Below are 21,195 nucleotides of genomic sequence, written 5' to 3'. Positions count from 1 at the left end.
TTGAGTTGAAGCAGGGGAGCGGGCCTCAGTATTTAAGGACTAGAGCCTAAGCATCATGTACTAGAGGTAGTCCGGCGCTGCTTCGAGCCCAAAATACTCTTCCACGGTCGCAATGCCGCGCGTGACCATGTCCGTGGCTGCTTCCACTCCGATGTAGCGCAGGTGCCAGGACTCGTAAAAGTACCCGGTGGTGTCGTGGAACATCCACGGATAGCGGACCACAAAGCCGAACTTGTGGGCATTGGCTTTCGCCCACACAGCGGCAGGTTGTTCGGCAAAGCACGGTTGGAAGCTGCAGGCACCCGCGCCGTCGCCAATGTCGAAAGACCAACCAGTCTGGTGCTCGGAGTGCCCTGGGCGGGCGGACGCGCGGTCCGCTGCAGCCTGACCGGTACTGGCTACATATCCGTTGTAGGTAGTCACCTGAGTGGAATAAGAACGGTAACCGGAGGCCAACGTCATGATGACGCCCTCCGCGGCGGCTGCGCCGAACATCTTTTCTGCGGCAGACGCCGTCGTGCTGTTAAGCAGAGCCGCTTCGCCACTGACGGCGAGCCGTACGCCCGGCTGGACCAAATCTGCCGGAACGAAATCCTGGGGAGCCAATGGCCGGTGCTTGTTGACTACAACCCAGGGGCTCGCCGGATCCGTCAGCGAGTGCTGAGGGGCTACGGAATGCGACGGAGCGGTGCTGGCAGGTATGTCGCTGGAGGGTGCAGGCTCCACGGGTGCAGGCTCGGTGGTAGCGGCGCCGGGCGTAGCCACGGAGGACGCTGCAGAGGTCGAGGGGACGTCGCTGGCGGCGTTGGCTGCGACAGGGGAGGGAGTGGTGTTGTCCGGCGTGCAGGCGGCCAGGGCTGCCATTCCGGCACCAGCGGTCAGGAAGCTCGCGAAAACCCGCCGGCTGGGCAGTGGTTGAGGATTGTTCTGCAAGCTAGACCTTCCTCAGCAGCATGCGGCGGATGGAGTGGTCTGCGTCCTTGGTAAGGACCAGCTGTGCACGTCCGCGGGTAGGCAGGACGTTCTCCTCAAGGTTTGGCTCGTTGATGCGTTTCCAAATGCCGCGTGCGGTGGATTCGGCGTCGTCGTCGGACAACGTGGCGTAGCGGTGGAAGTAGGACTCGGGCTGGGCGAAGGCTGTGGTCCGCAGCTTGCGGAAGCGGTCTACGTACCACTCCTCAATATAGGAAGTTTTGGCGTCGACGTAGATGGAGAAATCGAAGAAGTCGCTGACGGCCAGTCCTTGTTTGCCGTCCATGCGGGGACGGGCGGGGGCCAGGACGTTGAGGCCTTCAACGATCAGGACGTCGGGTCGCCGCACCACGACTTCCTTGCCCGGCACGATGTCGTAAGTGACGTGGGAGTACCAGGGGGCGCGGACTTCCTCGGCGCCGCCTTTGACTTCTGAGACGAAGCGAAGAAGGCCACGGCGGTCGTAGGACTCCGGAAAACCCTTGCGCTCCAGCAGATGCCGGCGCTTGAGCTCGGCCAAGGGGTAGAGAAAGCCGTCTGTGGTGATGAGTTCCACGTTGGGAGTTCCGGGCCAGCGCCTGAGCATTTCCCGGAGCACGCGGGCGATGGTGGACTTACCAACAGCAACTGAACCGGCCACGCCGATCACGAACGGGGTCCGCTGGGTTTGCTCGCCCAGGAAGGTGGTGGTGGCTGCGTGCAGCTGGTGGGACGCCTCGACGTACAGGTGCAGGAGGCGTGACAGCGGGAGGTAAACCTCCCGGACTTCCTTCATATCCAAGGGATCGCCGAGGCCGCGGAGACGGAAAATGTCCTCTTCGTTGAGGGGCTGCTCCATCTGCGCTGCAAGCCTGGACCACGTTTGACGGTCCAGCTCTACAAACGGGGAAGCGCCGTCGCCATTAGCTTCGGTGCGTTGCAAAGTCACGCTCATGATTCTGCCCTCCGCGGGGCGGATCAGGAAATGCGCGACGACGGGCAGGTGAATTGTGAGTGGTCGATCTCGCGCGGAAAGGGGGTGGAGGGAGGATGTCCCACATCAGTTGTTTGCCCTTGCCGCTAGGCTTGTACCCATGTGTGGAATCGTAGGCTATGTTGGCAATTCGTCTCGCAAGGCAGCTGGATACAGCGCTCTTGACGTTGTGGTGGAAGGGCTGCGCCGTCTGGAATACCGCGGCTATGACTCCGCCGGCGTCGCAGTAGTCGCTGATGGGACCATTTCGTCCCGCAAAAAGTCCGGCAAGCTGAGCAACCTGATCGCGGAACTGGAAGCAAATCCCGTTCCCGAGTCCCTGACCGGCATCGGCCATACCCGTTGGGCTACGCACGGCGGGCCCACCGACCGTAACGCACACCCGCATCTTTCCGACGGCGGCAAGCTGGCAGTCATTCACAACGGCATCATTGAGAACTTCGCTGAGCTTAAGCAGGAACTGTTGGGTAAGGGTGTCACCTTCGAGTCGGAAACCGACACCGAAGTTGCAGCCGCCCTTATCGGTGACATCTTCCGCACCCGGCTCAATGGCGGCGGCGGCAACCTCACCGAGGCGATGCGCCTGGCTTGCCAGCGACTCGAAGGCGCTTTCACCCTTCTCGCAGTCCACGCGGACCAGCCCGACGTCGTCGTGGCCGCCCGTCGCAACTCCCCGTTGGTGGTGGGCCTGGGCGATGGCGAGAACTTCCTCGGCTCCGACGTTTCCGGCTTCATCGACTACACCCGCCGCGCCGTGGAACTGGGACAGGACCAAATTGTCACCATCACCGCGGACACCGTAGAGATCACCGATTTCTTCGGCGCTCCCGCCGAGGGCAAGGAATACCACGTTGACTGGGACCCGGCTTCGGCTGAAAAGGGTGGATTCAGCTCCTTCATGGAGAAGGAAATCAACGACCAGCCGGACGCCGTAGCGCAGACCCTCCTGGGCCGCTCGGACCTCAACGGCAAGCTCACCCTTGACGAAGTCCGCATCGATCCTGAGCTCCTCAAGCAGGTGGACAAGATCATCGTGCTGGCTTGCGGTACCGCAGCGTACGCCGGTCTCGTAGCCAAGTACGCAATCGAAAACTGGTGCCGGATTCCCACCGAGGTGGAGCTCGCACACGAGTTCCGCTACCGTGACCCCATCGTTGACTCCAACACGCTGGTGGTCTCCATCAGCCAGTCGGGCGAGACCATGGACACGCTGATGGCTGTCCGCTACGCCCGCGAGCAGGGCGCCAAGACGATCTCAATCTGCAACACCAACGGTTCAACCATCCCGCGTGAATCCGACGCCGTGCTCTACACGCACGCCGGTCCTGAAATTGCCGTTGCATCCACCAAGGCATTCCTGGCGCAGATCACAGCGGCGTACCTGCTGGGCCTGTACCTGGCCCAGCTGCGGGGCAACATCTTCTCCGGCCAGATCAAGGATGTCCTCGCGGACCTCAACAAGATCCCGGCCAAGATCCAGAAAATCCTGGACAACGCAGGGCCCCTGCGCGAGCTCGCCCGCAGCATGAAGGACGAGAAGTCCGTCCTGTTCCTGGGCCGCCACGTGGGTTACCCGGTAGCCCTGGAAGGTGCCTTGAAGCTCAAGGAAATCGCCTACATCCATGCTGAAGGCTTCGCCGCCGGCGAGCTCAAGCACGGTCCGATCGCCCTGATCGACGACGGCCAGCCGGTCTTCGTTGTTGTCCCGTCCCCTCGTGGCCGCGATTCCCTGCACGCCAAGGTAGTCAGCAACATCCAGGAAGTCCGCGCACGTGGTGCCCGTACCCTGGTGATCGCTGAAGAGGGCGACGAATCGGTCAAGGATTACGCAGAGCACGTCTTCTACGTACCGGAGACCCCCACACTGCTGATGCCGCTGCTGACCACCGTTCCGCTGCAGATCTTCGCTGCTGAACTCGCTGGTGCCAAGGGTTACGACGTCGATCAGCCGCGTAACCTGGCCAAGAGTGTGACCGTAGAATAACGCCATGATTGTTGGCATTGGCGTAGACGTCGTAGACATCGAGCGGTTCGGCCGGCAGTTGGAACGGACACCGGGCCTGCGGGACCGCTTGTTCGTTCCTGCCGAGCGAGAACTCAACACCCGGTCCCTGGCTGCACGTTTTGCTGCCAAGGAAGCTGTAGCCAAGGTGCTGGGCGCTCCGGCGGGCATGAACTGGCAGGATTGCTGGATTGGCCTCGACGAGAACGGACCCACCGTTCAAGTCAAGGGAACTGTGCTTGCTGTGGCTGAGGCCAAGGGCGTCAAGCGCTGGCACTTGTCCATGAGCCACGACGGCGGCATTGCTACGGCGACTGTCCTCGCCGAGGGCTAAGCGAACTTCATAAAAACAATGATCAGCGCCTTCACCGGACAACAGATCAGGGATGCGGAACAACCGCTCCTGAACTCCGGTGCGGGCGCTGTTCTGATGCAACGGGCAGCTTATGGCCTGGCCCAGGCAGTGGCTCGCGAGGTCAAAAGCATCCGAAAGCTTGCAGGCGCCAGTGTCACGGTGCTGGCCGGCAAGGGCAACAACGGCGGCGACGGCCTTTTCGCTGCGGCAATGTTGGCCCGTCGCGGAATGCGCACGACGGCGGTGCTCGCCGCACCTGAGGTGCACCAGGAGGCCTTGGCCTCTTTCGTCGCAGCAGGCGGGCGCGTTGTCCAGCTGGAGGCCGGGAACGAAGAGGAGCTTGCGGTCCTCAGCGCGGGCAGTGACTGCATTATCGACGCGCTGCTGGGGACCGGTGCCCGCGGGGGATTGAGGGAAGCCCCGGCGGAGTTGGTGGCTTCACTTCAAGAACTGCGTCCCCGGCTGGTGGTGGCATGCGACCTCCCCAGCGGACTGGACGCCAATAGCGGGGAAGTGCACTGGCCCGTCCTGGATGCGGATATCACCGTGACGTTTGGCGGCATCAAAGCCGGACTCATGGCCGACCCGGGTGAGGGCTGCGCCGGGCGCGTGGAGCTGGTGGCGATCGGGATTGAGCGATCCTTGGAAAGTATCAGCCCTGAGCTTCGCCGCCTCACTGACCCGGACCTTGGCACTTTGCTTCCCAAGCCAGGCCGACGTGCGCATAAATACTCGCGGGGCGTCCTGGGAGTAGTAGCAGGTTCGGCGCGTTTCGCGGGAGCTGCTGCTCTGAGCGTTCACGCGGCGGCTCTCGCCGGAGTGGGCATGGTGCGCTATCTCGGGCCTCAATCCGCGGCCCAACTGGTGCTTGCCCGAACTCCGGAAGCCTTGTGGGAGACGGATCATTCCGGCCGAGTCCAAGCGTGGTTGCTGGGGTCCGGGGTTGACGGCGAGGAACAGCTGCAGCGGGCGAAGGAAGCCGGCGCGTTGGCCCTTGCTGACGATTTGCCGGTGGTCGTCGACGCCGGAGCCTTGAGCCTCCTGCCGGAACGCTGCCCCGCTCATTGGATACTGACACCCCATGCCGGCGAGCTGGCTACCTTGCTGAACTCGCTCCCTTCCACGGGGGAAGTGAAGGTGACCCGCGACGACGTCGAATCCCGACCCCTCCACTTCGTGCGGCAGGCCGCCGAGCAGACCGGTGCCACAGTGCTCCTGAAGGGTGCCACCACGCTGGTGTCGTCGCCGTCGGGCGTGGTGTTCAGCCAATCCGAAGGCACCGCGTGGATGGCCACCGCAGGCAGCGGCGATGTCCTGGCCGGCGTTCTGGGCGCCCTTCTGGCGCAGGCCGCGGAATCCATCCGGCACGACGACGGCGCATATGCCGCCTTGTGCGTGGACCCCGCCGACCGCTGGGCTGCCCTGGCCGCGGTTGCTGCAAGCGTTCACGGCCGGGCTGGTGCTCTGGCATCGGCAGATTTCGACGGAGGACCCATTACAGCCTCGGCGATCGCGGAGGCTGTACCCCGCGTTATTGGTTCGCTCAGCGCGGAATACGACCCAACAAGACCGTAAGGTTGCTGTCGGTGTCTGGGGGCTTGAGTAGGCTTGCAACAGTTGTTCGCATCATCAAGAGGAGAACGCATGGAAGTCTGGCCTGGATCGGCTTATCCGCTGGGTGCCACCTTTGACGGCACCGGCACCAACTTCGCGCTTTTTAGCGAGAAGGCCGAAAAAGTGGAATTGTGTCTCTTCGACGACGACGGCGGGGAAGTCCGCGTAGACGTTACCGAAGTGGATGGTTACGTATGGCACTGCTATCTGCCGCAGGTCCAACCGGGACAGAAGTACGGCTACAGGGTGCACGGCCCCTACAACCCTGACGAGGGCCAACGCTTTAATCCCAACAAGCTGCTGCTGGATCCTTACGCCAAGGCCATCCACCGTCAGATCGACTGGGACCCGGCCCTGTTCTCATACAACATGGGTGACCCGGATTCGCGCAACGACGAGGACTCTGCACCGCACATGATGCTGGGCGTGGTCATCAACCCGTTCTTCGACTGGGACGGTGACAAGCTCCTGCGGATTCCGTATCACAAGTCCGTAATCTATGAGGCGCACGTCAAGGGCCTCACCCAGATGCATCCGGAAGTGCCCGAGGAGCAGCGCGGCACATATGCCGGCGTCGCCCACCCGGCGGTTATTTCCCATCTGCAGAAGCTGGGGATCACGGCGATCGAACTCATGCCGGTGCACCAGTTCGTCAATGACGGCATCCTGCAGGACAAGGGCCTGAACAACTACTGGGGCTACAACACCATCGGTTTCTTTGCGCCCCACAACAGCTACAGCTCCAAGGGTGATACCGGACAGCAGGTCCAGGACTTCAAGGCCATGGTGCGGGCGCTGCACACAGCTGGTATCGAGGTCATCCTCGACGTCGTGTACAACCACACGGCCGAGGGAAACCACCTTGGACCCACGCTGTCCTTCAAGGGCATTGATAACTCCGCGTACTACCGCCTGGTGGAAGACGACCAGAAGTACTACATGGACTACACCGGCACGGGCAACTCGCTCAATGTCCGCAGCCCGCACTCCCTCCAGCTGCTCATGGATTCCCTGCGCTACTGGGTGACCGAGATGCACGTTGACGGATTCCGCTTTGACCTCGCCTCCACGTTGGCCCGTGAGTTCTACGATGTGGACAAGCTGTCCACCTTCTTCGAACTCATCCAACAGGACCCGGTGGTCTCCCAGGTGAAGCTCATTGCCGAGCCTTGGGACGTTGGGCCCGGCGGCTACCAAGTGGGCAACTTCCCTCCCCAGTGGACAGAGTGGAACGGCCAATACCGCGACACCGTCCGCGACTTCTGGCGCGGCGAACCTTCCACCTTGGGCGAGTTCGCATCCCGGTTGACGGGGTCGGCGGACCTTTACGAGCACTCCGGGCGTCGCCCGGTGGCCTCGATCAACTTCGTCACCGCCCACGATGGCTTCACGCTGGCTGACCTTGTGTCCTACAACGAGAAGCACAACGAAGCCAACGGCGAGGGCAACAACGACGGCGAATCCCACAACCGTTCCTGGAATTGCGGTGCGGAAGGGCCCACGGATGATCCCACCGTCCTTGGTCTGCGGGCACGCCAGCAGCGCAACTTCATTGCCTCGCTGTTCCTGTCCCAGGGTGTTCCCATGCTTCTGCACGGCGACGAACTCGGCAGGACGCAGAACGGCAACAACAACGGCTACTGCCAGGACTCCGAGCTCACGTGGATCAACTGGGACAACGTGGACCAGCCCCTGATCGAGTTCACGGCGGCGGTCAGCGCACTCCGTGCCAAACATCCGAGCCTGCGTCGCAGTCGATTCTTCGATGGTCGTCCGGTATTGCGTGGTGAAGGCGAGCGGCTCCCGGACATCGTATGGCTGGATGCCGACGCGAGCACCATGACGCCGTCCGATTGGGACGAAGCCCTGGGACGCTCCGTGGGCGTGTTCCTTAACGGCGACGGTATTCATGGCCGGGATACACAGGGCCGGCGTATCACTGACGTCAACTTCCTGTTGTACTTCAATGCCGACCAGGATGAAGTAGGCTTCCGGATTCCTTCCGACGAGTATGCGCCCGCTTGGGATGTCATGATCGACACCGCTGGAGAAGGCGCTGAAGCAGGCGTCATCAAGCCCGACCAGATCCTGATGGTCGGCGGTAAGTCACTGGTGGTACTCCGTGCCCACAGCACCCCGGAAATTGAACCGGATCACTCTGTTGCAGCTTCCCTTGCCGCGCTGACTCATACGAGCACTCCGGAAACGGCATCCATCACCGCCCCTGCGGTGACGTCGTTGCCGTTCGATTACAAGGGCGCTGCGCCCGAGGGCAATGACGATGAAGGTGAAACGAAGGAGCCGAACGCATGAGGACCCCTGTCTCCACATATCGGCTCCAAATTCGCCCGAGCTTCACTCTTCAGGATGCAGCTGAGCTCACGGGATACCTGCAGTCCCTGGGTATCGACTGGGTCTATGTGTCACCGATCCTGACTGCAGAAAAGGGCTCGGACCACGGCTATGACGTGACCGATCCCTCCACTGTGGATCCCTCCAGGGGAGGCCCGGAAGGGCTCTCCGCCCTGTCCAAGGCAGCGAAGGACAAGGGCCTGGGCATCTTGGCCGACATCGTGCCGAACCACATGGGCGTTGCTTCGCCCAAGCAGAATGCATGGTGGTGGCAGCTGCTGAGGGAAGGCCGTGGCTCAAAGTATGCCGAGGCCTTCGACGTCGACTGGGAGTTCGGCGGGGGGAAGATCCGCATCCCCGTCCTGGGAAGTGACGACGACCTTGACGAGCTGAAGGTCGTGGACGACGAACTTCGCTACTACGACCACAGTTTCCCGTTGGCCGAGGGGACGTACACGTCCGGGGACAACCCGCGTGAGGTCCATGCCCGGCAGCACTATGAGTTAGTTGGCTGGCGCCGGGCTGACGCAGACCTGAACTACCGGCGGTTCTTCGCAGTGAACACCTTGGCCGGAGTGCGCGTCGAGGTTCCCTGGGTCTTTGACGAGTCCCATGAAGAGATTGTCCGCTGGTTCCGCGAAGGTCTGGTGGACGGCCTGAGGATCGACCACCCGGATGGGCTCGCCGACCCCGAGGGTTACCTCGCCAGGCTGCGCGAGGTGACGGGGGGCGCTTACCTGTTGGTGGAGAAGATCCTGGAACCGGGGGAGCGACTGCCCGAGACCTTCGACTGCGAAGGGACCACAGGATACGACGCCTTGGCTGACGTTGACCGCCTTTTTGTGGAACCGGCTGCGGAGGAGTACCTGGACTCCCTCGATGCCCGTCTGCGGAATGCGGACGCTCCGGCGGATTACCACGCCATGATTCATGCCACCAAGCGCCGCATCGCCGATGGCATTTTGCGCTCGGAAATCCTGCGGCTGGCCCGCCTGGTGCCCGAAACCTTGGAGCTGCCGTTCGCCAAGGTTGCCGACGCACTGGCTGAAGTAATTTGTTGCTTCCCCATCTACAGGACATATCTGCCCTACGGCGGGAAGACGCTCGTAGAGTCCGTGGAAAATGCCGCCAAGGAGCGACCTGACCTGGCAACCGTCCTCGGCCAGCTTCAGCCGCTCTTGCTGGATGAGACCAGTTTGCTGGCCCGGCGTTTCCAGCAGACGTCCGGCATGGTGATGGCCAAGGGTGTGGAGGACACTGCGTTCTTCCGCTATACCCGGCTAGGATCGCTGACGGAAGTGGGCGCGGATCCCACGGAATTCTCCATCCCCAGTGGAGTCTTCCATGAGCGAATGGCCCGCAGGCAGCAGCTCTTGCCGCTCTCCATGACAACGCTGAGTACCCACGACACCAAGCGGAGCGAGGACGCAAGGGCCAGGATCTCGGTCATCTCCGAGGCAGTACCTGAATGGGAGCTTTTCCTCGGCACCGTCCAGGAACTCGCCCCCATCCCCGATGGACCCCTCTCGGCACTGATCTGGCAATCGATCGTCGGCGCATGGCCCGCGGATCGCCAGCGTTTACAGTCCTATGCCTTGAAAGCAGCCCGCGAGGCCGGTAATTCCACTAACTGGACCGACCCCAACCAGGAGTTCGAGCGCAAGTTGGCTGCCGCCGTCGACGCCGTATTCGACGTCCCGGAGGTAACCGCCGCCCTGACGAACTTCGTGGACGAGCTCGAACCTTATGGAACGTCCAACTCGCTGTCCGCCAAACTGATCCAGCTGACCATGCCCGGCGTCCCCGACGTCTACCAAGGGACGGAATTCAGGGACGGCTCGCTGACTGACCCTGACAACCGGCGGCCAGTGGACTTCCAAGCCCGCATCGCTGCCTTGGCGGAGCTGGATGATGGTTCCAAGCCCGCATTCACGGAGGAAGCTGCCAAACTGCTGGTGATTTCCCGTGCGCTGCGGTTGCGTCGCGACAGGCCTGGGTTGTTCGCCGGCTACCTCCCCGTCGCGGCCCAAGGCGCTGCCGCCGCACACGTGGTGGCTTTCGATCGAGGGGCTGACCGTCGGGGAGCTCTCACCGTTGCTACGCGCTTGCCCAAGCGCCTGGCCAGGGAAGGCGGCTGGCGGGACACGTCAATCGAACTGACAGTGGAATGCCGGGATGAACTCACTGGCGCTACGTACGGTGCCGGTGCTGTGCCTGTGGCCACTTTGCTGGAGCAATACCCGGTGGCCCTACTGGTACCCACGGACTGATTGTTGGACGGTCCTGATGAGCTGACCGTCAACATCGTCACTGCAAGCACGCTTGAACACGTACAGGGGAACTTGATGCTGGAAAACGCTGCTGGAAAAAACCGTTACGACGTCTGGGCGCCGAACGCCAATTCTGTTCGGTTGCTGGTCGAGGACCGGGAGTACGGCATGGAACACCACCACGACGACGGCGCCCGCGGTTGGTGGCGCGCGCCGGCTGATGTGGCGGCGGAGCAAGCCGACGGGGTGCGGTACGGCTACATCGTTGACGGGGAGGGGCCGTTTCCCGATCCCCGCTCGCGGAGGCAGCCGGACGGGGTCCACGGTTTATCTGCGACCTTCGATCCCTCCACCCACGAGTGGAAGGACAGCGGATGGAAGGGCCGGAATCTCAAAGGTTCCGTGATCTACGAGATGCATCTGGGCACCTTCACACCCGAAGGAACGTTGGATGCCGCCGCCGGGAAGCTGGACTACTTGGTGGAGCTTGGTGTCGACTTCATCGAGCTGCTGCCGGTCAACGGCTTCAACGGTGTCCACAACTGGGGCTACGACGGTGTCCTTTGGTATGCCGTCCACGAACCCTATGGCGGACCTGAGGCATACCAGCGCTTTGTGGATGCTGCTCATGCTGCGGGTTTGGGTGTCATTCAGGACGTTGTTTACAACCACCTCGGGCCGAGCGGCAACTATCTGCCCAAGTACGGTCCCTACCTGAAATCGGGGGAGGGCAACACCTGGGGTGATTCGGTCAACCTGGACGGACCCGGCTCGGATGACGTTCGCCGCTACATTCTGGAAAATGCGGCGATGTGGCTCCGGGACTACCATGTGGACGGACTTCGTCTCGATGCCGTGCATGCCTTGCGTGACGAGCGTGCCGTGCACATCCTTGAGGAGTTCGGCGCGCTGGGAGATGAGATTGCGGCGGAGACGGGAATTCCCCGGACCATGATCGCTGAATCTGACCTGAACAACCCGCGGCTCATCTATCCGCGCAAGGACAATGGCTACGGGTTGGAAGGCCAGTGGAGCGACGACTTCCATCACGCAGTGCACGTCAACCTCAGCGGAGAGACTACCGGCTACTACGCTGACTTCGACTCCCTGGCAGTCTTGGCGAAGGTCTTGCAACATGGCTTCCTTCACGATGGCAGCTACTCCAGCTTCCGGGAACGGCATCACGGCCGGCCCATCAGGCACGATTTGGCGCAGCCGTCTGCGCTGGTGGTCTGCTTGCAGAACCACGACCAAATCGGCAACCGGGCAACTGGCGACCGGCTCACAGCTTCGTTGTCGTATGGAAAGCTGGCCATAGGGGCTGTGCTGACCATGACGTCCCCGTTCACGCCCATGTTGTTCATGGGCGAGGAATTTGGGGCCTCAACGCCGTGGCAGTTCTTCACCTCCCACCCGGAACCTGAGCTTGGGAAGGCCACAGCGGAGGGGCGGATCAAGGAGTTCGAACGTATGGGTTGGGACCCTGCCGTGGTCCCTGATCCGCAGGACCCGGAAACGTTCCAGCGTTCCAAGCTCAAGTGGGACGAAGCAGGAGAAGGCGACCACGCACGCTTGCTGCAGCTGTACAAGGATTTAGCACAGCTGCGCCGGAACACTCCGGAGCTGGCGGACGGTGGATTCGGTGAGACCTCCGTTGAGTTCGACGATGACGAACACTGGCTGCAGTTCTCCCGCGGCTCAGTCCGGGTGGTTTGCAACTTCGGGAACGAAGCACTGGGGACGCCGCTGACCGGTTCCGTGCTGCTGGCCACTGACAGCGAAGCAGCACTGGAAGAAGGGACACTGACGCTTCCCGGCGGTAGCGCCGCCGTCGTGCGCGTGCACTAAGCCCTGCCGATCGAGGGTGACGGCGCCCACATTGCGGACAGCGCCGTCACCCCGGTTTGTGCAGTGGCAGGATGGTACGTATGACTTATTCGGCTGCGGAAAACCGCTACGAAACAATGCCCTACCGCCGCGTCGGACGCAGCGGACTCATGCTCCCCGCCATCTCGCTGGGACTCTGGCACAACTTCGGCGACGACAAACGCTTCGACGAACAGCGCGCCATCCTGCGCCGGGCATTCGACCTCGGCGTGAACCATTTTGACCTCGCCAACAACTACGGACCGCCCGATGGATCGGCCGAGACCAACTTCGGACGTCACTTGAAGGACGACTTCAAGCCGTACCGCGATGAACTGGTCATCTCCACCAAAGCCGGCTACTACATGTGGCCCGGGCCGTACGGGGAATGGGGATCCCGTAAGTACCTGATTTCCAGCCTCGACCAGTCGCTGGAGCGCATGGGCCTGGACTATGTGGACATTTTCTACAGCCACCGTCCCGACCCCGAAACGCCGCTGGAAGAGACCATGGGTGCGCTGGACTACGCGGTCCGGTCGGGCAAGGCACTCTACGCGGGCATCTCCTCGTACACCCCGGAGCAGACCCTCGAAGCTGCCCGGATTCTGAAGGAGCTCGGAACCCCGCTGCTCATCCACCAGCCCAGCTACTCCATGCTGAACAGGTGGACGGAAAACGGGTCACCCAACCTGTATGAAGCGCTGGACCAGGTGGGCGCCGGTTCAATTGCCTTCTCACCGCTCGCCCAGGGCATGCTCACCAACCGGTACCTCAACGGTGTGCCGGCCGACTCCCGAGCAGCCAAGGAACGCTTCCTGTCCGAGTCCGCATTGACTGAAGACAAGCTGGACCGCGTGCGCGGACTGAACGCCATTGCCGAGGGGCGTGGGCAGACCCTCGCACAGATGGCCATTGCGTGGATCCTTCGCGATCAGCCCAAGGGTTCGCCGGTGACATCTGCACTTATTGGTGCTTCCAGCGTGGACCAGCTTGAGGACACTCTTAGCGCAATCAACAACCTGAAGTTCACTACGGACGAGCTGACTGCGATTGACGAGTTCGCCGTCGAGTCGGACATCAATCTGTGGGCGCAGAAGTAGCATTCAAGAACTGACATAAACAGCGGAAGCCGGTAGGGAACAAAACCGGCTTCCGCTGTGTTGGTTACAATGCAAGTGTGCGCCGAATGGCGCCGTGCCAATCAGCCGTGCCCTGGACTCAGTCAGGGATGCGCCTGGCACCTGAGGTTATTTCTCAAAAGGAGTTCCGTGTCTTCACATCCGATTCGTGTTGCCATTGTCGGCGTAGGTAACTGCGCCGCATCGCTGGTCCAAGGTGTTCAGTACTATCGCGACGCTGACCCCAAGGCCACGATCCCGGGTCTGATGCACGTCGAGTTCGGCCAGTACCACGTCAACGACGTCCAGTTCGTTGCTGCTTTCGACGTCGATAGCAAAAAGGTTGGACTTGACCTCGCAGACGCCATCGGTGCCAGCGAAAACAACACCATCAAGATCGCCGACGTTCCGGCCACTGGTGTGACCGTGCAGCGCGGCCACACCCTGGACGGCCTCGGCAAGTACTACCGCGAGACCATCGTCGAGGCCTCGGAAGAAGCCGTTGACATTGTTGCCGCCCTCCGCGAGGCCAAGGCCGACGTCATGGTCTGCTACCTGCCCGTCGGTTCGGACCAGGCCGCCAAGTTCTACGCCCAGTGCGCTATCGACGCCGGTGTTGCTTTCGTCAATGCGCTGCCCGTCTTCATCGCAGGCACCAAGGAGTGGGCGGACAAGTTCACTGAAGCCGGTGTCCCGATTGTTGGTGACGACATCAAGAGCCAGATCGGTGCCACTATCACGCACCGCGTCATGGCCAAGTTGTTCGAGGATCGCGGTGTCACTTTGGACCGCACGTACCAGCTGAACGTCGGCGGCAACATGGACTTCAAGAACATGCTGGAACGCGACCGCCTGGAGTCCAAGAAGATCTCCAAGACCCAGGCCGTTACCTCCAACGTCGAGGCTGAACTGCACGCCGACGATGTCCACATTGGACCGTCCGACTACGTTGCATGGCTCGACGACCGCAAGTGGGCCTTCGTCCGCCTTGAGGGCCGCAACTTCGGTGACGCTCCTGTTTCCCTCGAGTACAAGCTCGAAGTGTGGGACTCGCCGAACTCTGCCGGCGTGATCATCGACGCCATCCGCGCTGCGAAGATCGGCCTGGACCGTGGCATCGGCGGCCCGCTGCTTTCAGCTTCCAGCTACTTCATGAAGTCGCCGCCGGAGCAGTTCAACGACGACCTCGCCCGCGACAAGGTTGAAGCCTTCATCCGCGGCGACATCGAACGCTAAACACCCCGGTACACCAAACGCCCCCGTATTCCGATACGGGGGCGTTTGTCGTATCCCGGACGCTCTACCAGATCCCTCGGGCTTGGGCCGGACGCTCTATCAGATCCCTCGGGCTTGGGCCGGACGCTCTATCACTTTCTTCAGAAGAGTGAGAGATGGTCGGGTTAGAGGGGATGGGATGTGAGAGATGGTCGGGTTGGAGGGGGTGGGATGTGAGAGATGGTTAGAAAAGGCCCGTGGGGTTACCTTCCGAGTCGACGTCCATGCGCATCGCGGCGGGTTCCTTGGGGAGGCCAGGCATGGTCATCACCGCGCCGGTCAACGCAACAATGAACCCGGCACCCGTCTTGGGAATCAGTTCGCGGACGTGCACCCGGAATCCTTTGGGCGCACCAAGCCTGGAGGCATCGTCGGTGAAGGAATACTGAGTCTTGGCCATGCACACAGGGAGCCCTGACCAGCCATTTTTCTCGATCTCGGCGAGGCGCCTGAGTGCCGGAACTGAGAACTCCACGCCATCGGCCCCGTAGATCTCCTGCACAATCGTTTGGATCTTGTCCTCGACGCTCAGTTCCAGCGGGTACAGGTGACGGAAGTTGGACGGCGCATCCAAAGCCGCCGCAACTTTGGCTGCGAGCTCGTCACCGCCGTCGCCTCCGCCTCCGCGGCCCCAAACATCAGCGACGGCGGCTTCCACGCCTTCTGCTGCACACCAGGCGAGGAGCCATTCAAGTTCCTCGGGAGTGTCGGTTCCAAACTTGTTGATGGATACAACGGGCGAAATGCCGAACTTCGCAACGTTGCCCACGTGCCTTTTCAAGTTCTCGACGCCTGCTGCCATGGCCTCGACGTTTGGCTCGCTGAGTTTCTCCTTGGGAACCCCGCCCTGCATTTTGAGGGCGCGGATTGTTGCAACCACCACGACGGCGGATGGCGCCACGTCGGCGATGCGCGCCTTGATATCCATGTACTTCTCAGCGCCAAGGTCTGCGCCGAAGCCGGCCTCGGTGACCACGATGTCCGCAAGCTGCATGGCGGTGCCGGTAGCGATCAGGGAATTGCAGCCGTGGGCAATGTTCGCGAAGGGTCCGCCGTGCACCAACGCAGGGGTGCCCGCGATGGTTTGGACGAGGTTCGGCTTGATGGCGTCTTTCAGGAGCATTGTCAGTGCACCCTCCACGCCGAGGTCTGACACGGTGACCGGGGTGCGATCGTAGGTGTACCCGAAGGTGATGCGCCCCAGCCGGGCCCGAAGGTCGTCAAGGTCCGTGGCGAGGCAGAAGACCGCCATGATTTCCGAGGCGACGGTGATGTCGAAGCCGTCCTGCCGAGGTACTCCTTGTATGGGGCCGCCGAGACCAATGACAACTTTCCGTAGCGAGCGGTCGTTCATGTCCAGGACGCGTTTGAACGTCATGCGCCGGGGATCGATTCCGAGTTGGTTGCCTTGGAATATGTGGTTGTCTACGAGTGCCATGAGGGCGTTGTTCGCAGACGTGATGGCGTGGAAGTCCCCGGTGAAGTGCAGGTTGATGTCATCCATGGGCAACACCTGGGAGTACCCGCCGCCGGTAGCCCCTCCCTTCATGCCCAGGATGGGGCCTAGAGAGGGTTCACGCAGGGCGATCATCACTTTGTGCCCTGCACGGGCCAAGGAGTCTGCGAGTCCCACTGTGGTGGTGGATTTGCCTTCGCCGGCCGGGGTGGGAGACATGGCAGAGACCAGCACCACCTTGCCGGGGGCCTTTCCCTGGGGGAGTACCAGCTTGGCCCGGTTGATTTTGGCCTTGTAGGGTCCGTACAGCTCGAGGGCGTCCACATTGATGCCTGCGCGTTCGGCGATGTCTTCAATGGGAAGCATGGTTGCGTGGTGGGCAATTTCAAGATCACTCAGGACCTTGTTTTCAGACATCCTTGTCCTTCGGCTCTGCCCGCAGCGGGGATGCAGCTGCTGGGGTTCTTTCGCTGTGCGCGACAATCTATCAGCCCGGGAGCGGATACGAGCGGAGACTCAGCGCCGGGGAAGCAGCAGGCCGCCGACGGCCTCCCGATAACTTTCCAAGGTGATCGCTGCAGTGCGCTGCCATCCAAAGGACTCGGCGTGGGTGGCAGCGAGCCGGCCCATGTCCTCCCGGGTTTGCACGTCGTCGTAAAGATCCTCAAGGGCATCGGCCCAGTCGGAGGGGTCGTGCCCGTCCACCAGCAGGCCGGTGCGTCCGTCCGAAATGGCGCGGGAGAGGCCACCAACGTTGGTTGCCACCACGGGTGTACCGCACGCCTGTGCTTCCAACGCCACCAAGCCGAAGGATTCGCTGAAGGACGGCATCACCACCACGTCAGCGGACCGGAACCAACTGGCCAGCTCCGGTGCCACGACAGGCGGCCGGTGAGTGACGACGTCGGCCAGTCCGGCGTCTTCGATGAAGTGCTGGAGGTTGAAGTCCTTGGCGCCGCTAAGGGAACCCAGAATAGTCATTTCCAGATCGATATCAGGCCTGCGTTGGCGCAGGATCCCGGCCGCCTTGACGAAAACCTGCGGGCCCTTGAGCCGCTGGATCCTTCCGGCGAAGAGGATATGGAAGCTTTCGGGCCTGACTCCCCGCAAGGAACGGGACTTCCTCCGGAATGACGGGGTGAACACCTTCAGGTCCACCCCGGGTGGAGCGACGTCGATGCGGTCAAGGTCTGCCCCGTAATGGGAAACCAGTTCGTCCGCCTCGGCAGGAGTGTTGGCAACCAGCCGCGAAGCACCATCCACGATCCGTTGTTCGCCTTCTTCGCGGCGCCGTGGCTCAGGCCGTTCGCCGGACTCCAGGACCAGATTCTTGACCTTTGCCATGGTGTGCATGGTGTGGACCAGCGGGACACCCCACAGTTCTGACAACTCAAGCCCTGCCACCCCGGAAACCCAGTAGTGGGAATGGATCGCGTCGTAACGCCCATGGAGCTGTTGGTGGCGGATCTTGTCGATTTCTTCCACCATGTGGTGCAGGAGCGCCGGTAGTTCTTCCTTGGGCAGTTTGCGGCGCGGGCCAGCCATGACGTTATGGACGCAAACGCCCGGCCCGGGATGCTCGACGGCGGGCTGGCCGGCTTTCGTGGAACGGGTGAAGATCTCCACCTCCACACCGGACTCGGCCAGTGCCATGGCCAGGGCGCGGACGTAGACGTTCATTCCGCCGGCATCTCCTGCGCCGGGCTGCTCCATGGGGGAGGTATGCAACGACAGGAACGCCACACGACGGATCAACGGCACCCGGTCCTCCTCACGATCACGGCAATAATCAGCTTTGCCCTGCAGAAAACACTACTCCTGCCCTCGAGTCCCGGGCCGAGCAAGCCCCGCTATGTGGACAAGGCTGCTAGCGTGGCGGCTGTGAGCCACGAACAAAACTTCCACGTCCGCAAAGCAACGCCTGAAGACTGGCCCGGAATGTGGTCCATCCTGGAGCCTGTGATCCGCAGCGGCGAGACCTTCACCTGGGACCGTGACACCACGGAGGAAGCAGCCAGGACCAAGTGGATCAAGGAAGCTCCCGGTCAAACGTTCGTGGCGGCGCGCCAGGACACGGGCGAGATATTGGGAACGGGGGAGTTCCACGCCAACCAAGCCGGCGGCGGCAGCCATGTTGCCAACGCGGGGTACATGGTGGGGGCCAACAACTCGGGCCAGGGCATCGCCCGGGCGCTCTGTGCCTACTCCCTGACCGAAGCCAAGGCAGCCGGGTTCCTGTCCATGCAGTACAACGCCGTGGTGGAGAGCAACGTCAGGGCTGTGTGGTTGTGGCAATCCATGGGGTTCAAGATTTTGGCCACGGTTCCTGAAGCCTTCAACCACCCGGAGATCGGCTACGTGGGCCTCCACGTCATGTACAGAAAGCTCTAGGCCCACAACTGGCTTAGCCCGGGAAAAGCTGCCTCGTACCCTTCCAGCAGCTGCCGGCCCAGGGGGGCCGAACCTACCAACGGGTGAGCGGCAAAGGCTTGGACGGCGGCCTCGCGCTCGCCGGCGACTACGGCCCGGATGGTCAGCCGCTCAACCTCTTTCACATGCTGCATCAAGGTGAGGAACTGCCCGTCCGGCCGGTCCTGCGGAAGTGGCGACGCGCCGTCGGGCGTTACCTCGCAAGGAACCTCGACGACGGCGTCTGCCGGCAACCCCGGAACGGCCACCTCTGCGGTAGACGAGGCGTGCAACACCGGCGAGTTGGGCACGTTGAGGATCAGCTGGGCGGTCCCGCCCCCGGACAGTGCACGCATAACGGACAGGGCAACACGTTCGTAGCCGCCCCCTGCCAGATCAGACTCGTCGCGCTGCTCACCATGCGTCCGCGCTTCGGCCAGGTAGCCTTCCTCGCGGGAGCGCCGGGCAGCATCCCAGACCTTATAAGGATGTGGGGCCTTAAGAAGCGAGGGGTAGAGCGACTGTTGCTGGTCGTGGATGGACGCCCCGCGCGTTTCGCGTTGCTGTCCAATGGCTTCAGTGGCCTGTGACGTTTGGTAGTAGTAGTACAGGTATTCGTTGGGCAGGCAGCCAAGTTGCAGCAGGGTGTGCTGGCCGAACAACCGCCCCTCCTCCATGGTTTCGAGAGCAGCGTGATCGGACAGCAGGGCAGGTAGCAGATCCGTTCCACGAGGAGCCAGCCGGTAGAGCCAGCCGAGGTGGTTCAGCCCGTAGTAGCCCACGCCGTCGAGCGTTCCTTCTTTGAGGGGCGCCCCGGCAGCCCGGGCGGCACGCTGGACCAAACCACCGGCGGAGTCGCAGATGCCGATCACCTTACGTCCCAGGACGGGAACCAGCGCTTCGGTGACCATGCCGGCAGGATTGGTGAAGTTGATGAGCCACGCGTCGGGGCAATGGCGACGCATCGCCTCAGCGAGCTGCAGCATGTGGGGGATCGAGCGGAGCGCATACGAGATGCCGCCGGCGCCGGTGGTCTCCTGTCCCAGCAGCCCCAGCCTCAAGGGAATCTGCTCGTCCGCGATCCTCCCCGCGGTACCGCCTGGGCGGATTGCGGCGAACACCATGTCTGTTCCCGTGAGTGCCTGCTCAAGGTCTGTGGAAACCACGACGGCGGGTGCGGAACCTCTGTCCGCCGGCATGTCGCGGAGTACCGCCTCAATGGCCGCCAGCCGCGAGCCGTCCACGTCAAAAAGGACGAGTTCATCCACCAACCCGGCGAACGGACCCGCGCACAAAGCCCGATATACAAGGGGAACCCGGAATCCGCCGCCACCGGCAATCATGAGCCGCATGGTCCGAGTCTATGCAGGCCCGCAAGTCTATGCAGCCCAGTACGTGCAGCGTAGTCTGCCGTGCATGGATGCTAAACCCCAGCGACGCTTCGACCCCCTGGCTGCGCTGCGGTCGGATGGGGACCACCAGTGCGACCTCCTCCTCACTGGAACGGTTTTCCAGGACATCATCTTCACCGGGCTCCCGCACGCGCCGGAACCCGGCACGGAGGTTTGGAGTGAGGGCATGGGCAGCTGCCCCGGTGGTGTCGCCAACCAGGCCATTGCCGCCGCGCGCCTCGGCTTGCGGACCAATCTCGCGGCAACCTTCGGGGACGACGGCTACGGTGACTACAACTGGCAGATCCTGGAAAGCCAGGAACACGTCGACCTTTCGCTTTCGCAGAAGGTTCCCGGCTGGCACTCACCGGTCACGGTATCCATGTGCGTGAACCAGGACCGATCCATGGTGACCCACGGCCACCCTGCCCCGATCAGTTCCTCCGAGCTGATCGGGAAGCCACCCAAGGCGCTCGCCGCCGTCGCTGATCTGGGGGAGGAGCTGGAACCGTGGATGCTCGCAGCGAAGGAGGCCGGAACCAAACTCTTCGGGGTGGTGGGCTGGGACCCGACAGGGGAGTGGTCGGAGCGCCGGCTGAACCAGCTGGGGAACTTCTACGCCTTCCTGCCCAATGCCCCGGAAGCGATGGCGTTTACCGGGAAGGCCGACCCCTGGGCGGCCCTGTACTCCTTGGCTGACCGGGTTCCCGTGGCAGTGGTAACCCTTGGCCCCCAAGGCGCGGTGGCAGTGGATTCGGAAACGGGTGAAGAGGAGTGGGTGCCGTCCCTGCCCGTATCAGCTTCCGATCCCACGGGCGCCGGGGACTGTTTCGGGGCGGCCTTCATCGTGGGATGCCTGGCAGGGTGGAGGTTGGGGGACCGGCTCCGGTTCGCGAACCTTTGCGCCTCCTTGGCGGTCCAGGAAGTGGGCGGCTCACTGGCAGCACCGGGTTGGGGTGACATCGCCGACTGGTGGCAACGGGCGAATGCGCGGAAGGAGCGTCAGTCAAGTCAGTGGTTGAGGCGCTTCGCCTTCCTGGAACCGATCGTCAAGGACATCCCGGCGGAAGCACAGCGTCGGGCCCGGGCGACCATCGCGCATTTGTCGGACGCGCAGTAGCCGTGAGAGCCTCACAGCTAAC

At 62.6% G+C, this 21,195-nt stretch carries 15 protein-coding genes; 10 read left to right on the top strand and 5 right to left on the bottom strand.

From position 1 onward, the window contains the following. Positions 1–60: 60 nt before the first annotated feature. Together KCX59_RS15705 and coaA are read right to left on the bottom strand one after the other, a co-directional pair. Positions 61–933 (bottom strand): D-alanyl-D-alanine carboxypeptidase family protein, encoded by an 873-nt coding sequence (locus KCX59_RS15705; protein WP_179019738.1) that lies wholly within the window; start codon positions 931–933, stop codon positions 61–63. A gap of 1 nt (position 934) precedes the next feature. Next, the gene (coaA, locus tag KCX59_RS15700; RefSeq protein ID WP_011775550.1) at positions 935–1,906 is read right to left on the bottom strand and encodes a type I pantothenate kinase; all 972 of its coding nucleotides are present in this window, start codon (positions 1,904–1,906) and stop codon (positions 935–937) included. A gap of 139 nt (positions 1,907–2,045) precedes the next feature. Here coaA and glmS point away from each other — a divergent pair, with 139 nt between their 5' ends. The 8 genes from glmS (at position 2,046) to KCX59_RS15660 (ending at position 14,758) form a co-directional block, all read left to right on the top strand. Beyond that, a complete protein-coding gene (gene glmS, locus KCX59_RS15695; protein ID WP_178997168.1) occupies positions 2,046–3,929 on the top strand; it encodes a glutamine--fructose-6-phosphate transaminase (isomerizing) in 1,884 nt (627 codons plus the stop codon). A gap of 4 nt (positions 3,930–3,933) precedes the next feature. Then, positions 3,934–4,281 (top strand): holo-ACP synthase, encoded by a 348-nt coding sequence (locus KCX59_RS15690; RefSeq protein WP_011775548.1) that lies wholly within the window; start codon positions 3,934–3,936, stop codon positions 4,279–4,281. An 18-nt stretch (positions 4,282–4,299) separates the two neighbouring features. Continuing rightward, positions 4,300–5,877 carry an NAD(P)H-hydrate epimerase gene (locus tag KCX59_RS15685; RefSeq protein WP_179019740.1) on the top strand — a complete coding sequence of 526 codons (1,578 nt, stop codon included), beginning with the start codon at positions 4,300–4,302 and terminating at the stop codon, positions 5,875–5,877. A 69-nt stretch (positions 5,878–5,946) separates the two neighbouring features. After that, a complete protein-coding gene (gene glgX, locus KCX59_RS15680) occupies positions 5,947–8,229 on the top strand; it encodes a glycogen debranching protein GlgX (RefSeq protein WP_178997164.1) in 2,283 nt (760 codons plus the stop codon). Continuing rightward, positions 8,226–10,538, top strand: coding sequence for a malto-oligosyltrehalose synthase (gene treY / locus KCX59_RS15675; RefSeq protein WP_179019742.1), 2,313 nt, complete (start codon positions 8,226–8,228; stop codon positions 10,536–10,538). Before glgX ends, treY begins: the two co-directional genes overlap by 4 nt. 75 nt (positions 10,539–10,613) lie before the next feature. After that, positions 10,614–12,386 (top strand): malto-oligosyltrehalose trehalohydrolase, encoded by a 1,773-nt coding sequence (treZ, locus tag KCX59_RS15670; protein WP_179019885.1) that lies wholly within the window; start codon positions 10,614–10,616, stop codon positions 12,384–12,386. Positions 12,387–12,466: 80 nt separating this feature from the next. Beyond that, positions 12,467–13,504, top strand: coding sequence for an L-glyceraldehyde 3-phosphate reductase (mgrA, locus tag KCX59_RS15665; RefSeq protein WP_179019744.1), 1,038 nt, complete (start codon positions 12,467–12,469; stop codon positions 13,502–13,504). A 168-nt stretch (positions 13,505–13,672) separates the two neighbouring features. Beyond that, a complete protein-coding gene (locus tag KCX59_RS15660; RefSeq protein ID WP_017200299.1) occupies positions 13,673–14,758 on the top strand; it encodes an inositol-3-phosphate synthase in 1,086 nt (361 codons plus the stop codon). A 223-nt stretch (positions 14,759–14,981) separates the two neighbouring features. On the opposite strand, the gene KCX59_RS15655 is transcribed toward KCX59_RS15660, so the two are convergent. Further along, the gene (locus KCX59_RS15655; protein WP_179019745.1) at positions 14,982–16,670 is read right to left on the bottom strand and encodes a formate--tetrahydrofolate ligase; all 1,689 of its coding nucleotides are present in this window, start codon (positions 16,668–16,670) and stop codon (positions 14,982–14,984) included. Positions 16,671–16,769: 99 nt separating this feature from the next. Beyond that, positions 16,770–18,014 (bottom strand): D-inositol-3-phosphate glycosyltransferase, encoded by a 1,245-nt coding sequence (mshA, locus tag KCX59_RS15650; protein ID WP_179019747.1) that lies wholly within the window; start codon positions 18,012–18,014, stop codon positions 16,770–16,772. A gap of 111 nt (positions 18,015–18,125) precedes the next feature. Between mshA and KCX59_RS15645 the strand changes: the two genes are divergently transcribed. Further along, a complete protein-coding gene (locus KCX59_RS15645) occupies positions 18,126–18,644 on the top strand; it encodes a GNAT family N-acetyltransferase (RefSeq protein WP_179019749.1) in 519 nt (172 codons plus the stop codon). Here KCX59_RS15645 and KCX59_RS15640 read toward each other — a convergent pair. Continuing rightward, on the bottom strand, positions 18,641–20,014 hold the full coding sequence (locus KCX59_RS15640; protein ID WP_179019751.1) for a 6-phospho-beta-glucosidase: 1,374 nt from the start codon (positions 20,012–20,014) through the stop codon (positions 18,641–18,643). The two genes, KCX59_RS15645 and KCX59_RS15640, sit on opposite strands and share 4 nt — an antisense overlap. Positions 20,015–20,078: 64 nt before the next feature. Between KCX59_RS15640 and KCX59_RS15635 the strand changes: the two genes are divergently transcribed. Beyond that, a complete protein-coding gene (locus tag KCX59_RS15635; protein ID WP_243836821.1) occupies positions 20,079–21,173 on the top strand; it encodes a carbohydrate kinase family protein in 1,095 nt (364 codons plus the stop codon). Positions 21,174–21,195 lie beyond the last annotated feature (22 nt).

The organism is Paenarthrobacter nitroguajacolicus, assembly GCF_051027655.1.
GTDB lineage: Bacteria > Actinomycetota > Actinomycetes > Actinomycetales > Micrococcaceae > Arthrobacter > Arthrobacter nitroguajacolicus.
Note: the sequence above shows the minus strand (reverse complement) of the source record. Positions and strands in the feature narration are given on the sequence as shown.